Genomic DNA, 5,311 nt, shown 5'->3' with positions numbered 1-5,311 from the left:
ACATAAACTTTAATATCCATCAAATCGCGCAAGCGTTCATCTTCTAGAATTAGAATCCCTTCGATGATAATTACTTCTCGTGGCTCTTGATGTTCACACTCCGTACTACGCGTATGCGCATCGTAATCATAGACAGGTTTATCAATACTTTTATAGTTTAACAAATCTGTTAAATGCTCAATTAACAAATCTGTATCAAAAGCTAAAGGATGATCATAGTTCGTTTTTAATCGCTCTTCAAACGATAAATGACTCTGATCTTTATAATAAGAATCTTGTTCAAACAAGACTATCGAATGATCGTCTGTAAATTCTTTTAAAAGGGCTCGACTTACACTTGTCTTCCCACTTCCTGAACCACCCGTTACCCCTATTAAAACAGGGCGCTTTTTATTTTTCATGCGTCGCTTACCTCTTTCATCACTTGTCTGTTATTATATTAGACTATCTAATGCGAACAATCAACGTTTTTTATCATCGATGTCCCAATTGTTTAAGACCTTCGTAATTTCTATACGCGCTTCTTCATTTTCTTCCTTTTCAAATCGTTCTAATAAAAAAGAAACAAGAGCATCGTTCGATGGTGAACCAATTTTACCAATCGACCAGTAAGCCGTCCCACGTATTTCTGGGCGGGGATCTTCTTCCGCACATGCTAGTAAATTTGGCAAAGCACTCGTTTGTTTCGCATTGCCAAGTGCGATAATAGCATTACGTTGAATAGGTTTCTTCCCACGCCACGACCCAGCCAAATAACCAAATTGTTCTTTAAACTCACGATTACTTATCGTCAATAACGGTGTTAAAAGTGGTGTCACGACTTCTGGATCAGGCTCCATTTCTTCATGAAAATGAAAATCTTTGCCCTTGTTAAACGGACAAACTTGCTGACAAATATCGCACCCATAGATGACAGTTCGGATTTTCTCTCGATACTCCTCCGGCATCATTCCACGCGTTTGCGTTTGATAAGATAGACAACGCTGACCATTCATCCGACCGTCTCCTAGTAGCGCACTAGTTGGGCAAAAATCAATACACTTTGTACAGCTGCCACATTGATTTTCAATCGGTGTATCTGGTTCAAAAGGGATATTCGTAATAATTTCACCTAAATAAACGTAAGAGCCAAATTCTTCTGTGATTAACAAACCATTTTTTCCAATAAAACCCAACCCTGCTCGTTGTGCCACAGCTACGTCAATCAATTCCCCCGTATCGACCATGGGTTTAAATGAAAGTTCTGCAGAGTTAGGCGCGACTTCTTCAATAAAGGCAATTAATTTTGCCATACGGTCTCGCAAAATATCATGATAGTCTGTACCCCAAGAAGCACGAGCGAAACTACCTCGTCGTTCACCTCTCACACGAGGGGCTTTCTCTTTTATTTTGGTAGGATAAGCTAAAGCAATCGAGATAATCGAAGCGGGTTTATCAAATATTTTATCCGGATAAAGACGTTCCTCAATCACTGGATGTTCAAAGCCTGTCGTATGTCCCGCAGCTTTTTGTTCATGAAGACTTTCTTCTAAGTGAGCAAATGGACTAGCATCCGTAAAGCCAATCTTATCAATCCCTATCTTCTTACTCTCTGCTATAATTTGTTTTTTTAACGTCGCTGTCATACTCAAACCTCACTTTACTAGTCATGTCATTTAACTTATTTTATCATAACACAAAAAAACCACTGCTAATCATATCAGCAGTGGAAAAAGGAGTATTTTACTCTTTAGGATGAGAGTAAAATGAAAAATAAAAAGGTTGTTGTTGGTTATACATACATCATACACGGCTTCGCATGAATTGTCCAGTAAAAAAACAAGGGTTATTTTAAAAGTAATTGTGTCATGCGTTGAATACAAAAAGCAATCGTATCCGTTTCTGCATCTTGTTTTGTTTCTGATTCATTAAATTGATTCACATCTACTGACTCATCTGTTATCGATTCTACCATCGACTGGCACGCCAAAACATACTGACTATAAGCTTTTTCTAGCTTTTTATGGATTCCTAGAACTCTTGCTGGCGGACGTAAGTCTTTAATGATAGCTAGTTGTGCTTCATACACAGCCGTTCCTTTCGCAAAAGCAGCTTTAATCTCTTCATATTGAGAAGATGTAAGTGATGATAACGTATCTTCATCAATCGCTCCTCTAAGTGTTTCAAAAAACGGATTCATTTCTTCACCCGTTTGCTCAGTCAGTGTCACAATATCATTAATTTTTTGAACATAGTAAGTTAAATTTCCTCGCATTTTTCTTGCCTCATCTTTCTTTTCTTTTGCCTACTTACTATATCAAATTTTACAGTGACAACGCAATCATTCGCATCACTTTTTTAGCCTTATTAGCCTAATAAAAAACTGACATCCGTTTCTCAACGAATGTCAGTCAAAATTATCTTATTCTGTACTCTTTATTTATATAACGTCTTGCGCTGGAAGAACTTCACAATTTCTACAATCGGGATAATTGAGAAGGATGCTCCGGCAACGACTGCCCATTGATGTGTATCCAAATGAGCGACTTCGAATAAATCATTAAATCCTGGAATCACAATCGTAATGGCTAATAGAATGAACGATAACAAAATAGCATAGTTAAAGCTCTTATTTCTAAATGGCCCCACTTTAAAGAGTGACTGGTGGACAGATTTTACGTTAAAGGCATGGAATAATTGAATCAAGCCTAATGTCGCAAAGGACATTGTTAACGCATCAGCATGGATTTCATTGTATGTTTGATGAACAGGGTACGCAATCGCGAATAAGTAAACGCCTAACGTAATGCCTGCCTCTAAAATCCCTTGATAAATAATGCTGCTTAACACACCACCTGAGAAGAAGTTTGAATTACGACCGCGTGGTTTTTGTTGCATCACATTTCGTTCAGCTGGTTCTAAACCAAGAGCAATCGCTGGGAAGGTATCCGTTACCACGTTAATCCATAATAGATGAACAGGTAGTAGCGTATCCCAACCTAGTAACGTCGCGATAAATAATGTTAAAACTTCCCCTAAGTTTGCAGCCAGTAAGTATTGAATCGTTTTTTGAATGTTTGAGAAGACTTTACGTCCTTCTTCAACCGCTACGATAATGGTTGAGAAGTTATCATCCGCTAGTACCATGTCACTAGCACCTTTTGAAACTTCCGTTCCGGTAATTCCCATACCAATCCCAATATCAGCTGTTTTTAAAGCAGGCGCGTCGTTGACACCGTCTCCCGTCATCGCCACTACTTTACCTTCAGTTTGCCATGCTTTAACAATTCTTACTTTATGTTCAGGTGACACGCGCGCATATACTGAAAATTCATGAACGCGTTTAGCAAATTCATCATCTGACATTTCATTTAACTGAGCCCCTGTAATAACAGCTTCATGTTGGTTTTCTTCAATAATACCTAAGCGAATCGCAATCGCTTCGGCAGTATCACGGTGGTCACCTGTAATCATCACAGGACGAATCCCCGCTTGTTTTGCCACATGAACGGCTTCAGCTGCTTCTTCACGTTCTGGGTCAATCATTCCGACAAGACCTGAAAAAATTAAATCTTTTTCAATTTCTTCTGGTACTAAGTTTTCTGGAACATGGTCGACAATTTTATAAGCCATTGCTAACACACGCAGTGCTTGTTTTGCAAGTTGTGTATTGGTCGACAAGATTAAGTCACGCTGTGCATCGTCCATTTGACGAATATCGCCATTTACATCATAAGATATACAACGTTTTAACAATTCATCTGGTGCTCCCTTAGTTGCTACTAAGAAACGACCATCAGCTAGTTGATGATAAGTCGTCATCAATTTACGTTCAGAGTCGAACGGCAGCTCTGCTACACGTGGCTCTTGTTTTAAGGCTTCACGCACATCAAACGCATGTTTCAGTCCAAATTTAATTAACGCCGTTTCTGTCGGATCACCAATTAACTCTCCTTCAGAAGAAAATTTCGTGTCATTACAATAGTTCATAATTTTTAACGTTAAATTATCCGTTGGAACTGTATCGCTTTCTGCATGAATTTCATTATTCGTAAAAATTTGTTCAACCGTCATTTGATTGACAGTTAACGTTCCTGTTTTATCTGAACAAATAATATCCGTACTTCCTAATGTTTCTACCGCTGGTAACTTTCTTACTAAAGAGTTACGCTTAGCCATTCTTTGTGTACCAAGCGCTAAAACAATCGTAACAATCGCTGGTAATCCTTCTGGAATAGCTGCTACAGCTAATGAAACAGAAGTTAGCAACATTTCAACCCATGTCTTACCACCATTCATCATCCCTACACCAAACATCACCACACAGATGACTAAAATAGCGATGGTTAACCACTTACCTAACTCATTTAAGTTTTCTTTCAGTGGCGTATTCGTTTCATCTGCGTCTGCTAACATCGTCGCAATTTTACCTACTTCAGTGTTCATCCCGGTACCAGTGACGACACCTACACCACGACCATAGGTAACATTACTATTCATGTAACCCATATTTACACGGTCACCGATTCCAGCATCCGCTTCTATCAACTGTTGACTGTCTTTTTCAACTGGAACTGATTCTCCGGTCAATGCCGATTCCTCAATTTTCAGTGAATTCGCTTCTATCAAGCGAATATCTGCCGGCACAACATCTCCTGCTTCTAGCAAGACCACATCTCCCGGTACTATTTCGGTACTTTTAACAACTTTGGCGTTTCCATCACGTAAAACATTCGCATTTGGCGTTGACATACTTTTAAGAGCATCGATTGCTTGCTCCGCTTTCGCTTCTTGTACCACACCAAAAATTGCCATCAATAATACAACTAAAATAATCATAATTGCTTCAGCAGAATCGCCCATAAAACCTGATAATACAGCCGCAACGATTAAGATAATAATCATTAAATCTTTAAACTGATCAAGAAACTTTGAAAATAAACTTTTCTTCTTACCTTGATCCAGTTCATTGGCACCATAAGCTGACAAACGCTTCTCAGCTTCCGCACTACTCAAACCTTGAGCAGATGTTTCCAGTTTTTTCAAAACATCTTCTTCAGTTTGTGTATAAAACGTATCCACTAATTGTTTCTTACGTTCATGTTCTGACATCTTTTTTCCTCCTATTTTCATGTATATTTTCTCATAAAAAAATAAAAAGAGACCTATGTATGAGCAATTTGTCCATACATAAGTCTCACTGTTTAAGACAACACCAGAAATTTCTTTCAGTGATGGTGATGTTGCCACGAACTAATCGCCAGTTACTCCCTTATGAGTTGATTCATCCTTAATTATACACGATAATGAGAATCTTGCAATTAATATGTTA

At 38.4% G+C, this 5,311-nt stretch carries 4 protein-coding genes; all 4 read right to left on the bottom strand.

Annotated features, from left to right (window positions below):
- The coding region (gene udk, locus VIG73_RS06100) for a uridine kinase (RefSeq protein WP_331640024.1) at positions 1-401 on the bottom strand (401 nt) is incomplete at its 3' end.
- Positions 402-461: 60 nt separating this feature from the next.
- Positions 462-1,625, bottom strand: a complete 1,164-nt coding sequence (queG, locus tag VIG73_RS06095) for a tRNA epoxyqueuosine(34) reductase QueG (protein ID WP_331640022.1) — start codon at positions 1,623-1,625, stop codon at positions 462-464.
- A 200-nt stretch (positions 1,626-1,825) separates the two neighbouring features.
- Positions 1,826-2,254: a hypothetical protein gene (locus VIG73_RS06090; RefSeq protein WP_311871131.1), complete on the bottom strand. Its 429-nt coding sequence runs from the start codon at positions 2,252-2,254 to the stop codon at positions 1,826-1,828.
- Between the two features lie 161 nt (positions 2,255-2,415).
- Entirely contained in the window at positions 2,416-5,091 is a 2,676-nt protein-coding gene (locus VIG73_RS06085; RefSeq protein WP_248852125.1) for a calcium-translocating P-type ATPase, PMCA-type, read from the bottom strand.
- Positions 5,092-5,311 lie beyond the last annotated feature (220 nt).

Source organism: Cerasibacillus sp., assembly GCF_036516575.1.
Classification (GTDB): Bacteria; Bacillota; Bacilli; order Bacillales; family Amphibacillaceae; genus Cerasibacillus.
This window is presented reverse-complemented; position numbering and strand designations above follow the sequence as displayed.

What these genes read in the sequence shown, in the direction of transcription:
- queG (WP_331640022.1), bottom strand. Translation starts at nt 1,625, where the DNA reads ATGACAGCGACGTTAAAAAAACAAATTATAGCAGAGAGTAAGAAGATA.
- VIG73_RS06090 (WP_311871131.1), bottom strand. Translation starts at nt 2,254, where the DNA reads ATGCGAGGAAATTTAACTTACTATGTTCAAAAAATTAATGATATTGTG.
- VIG73_RS06085 (WP_248852125.1), bottom strand. Translation starts at nt 5,091, where the DNA reads ATGTCAGAACATGAACGTAAGAAACAATTAGTGGATACGTTTTATACA.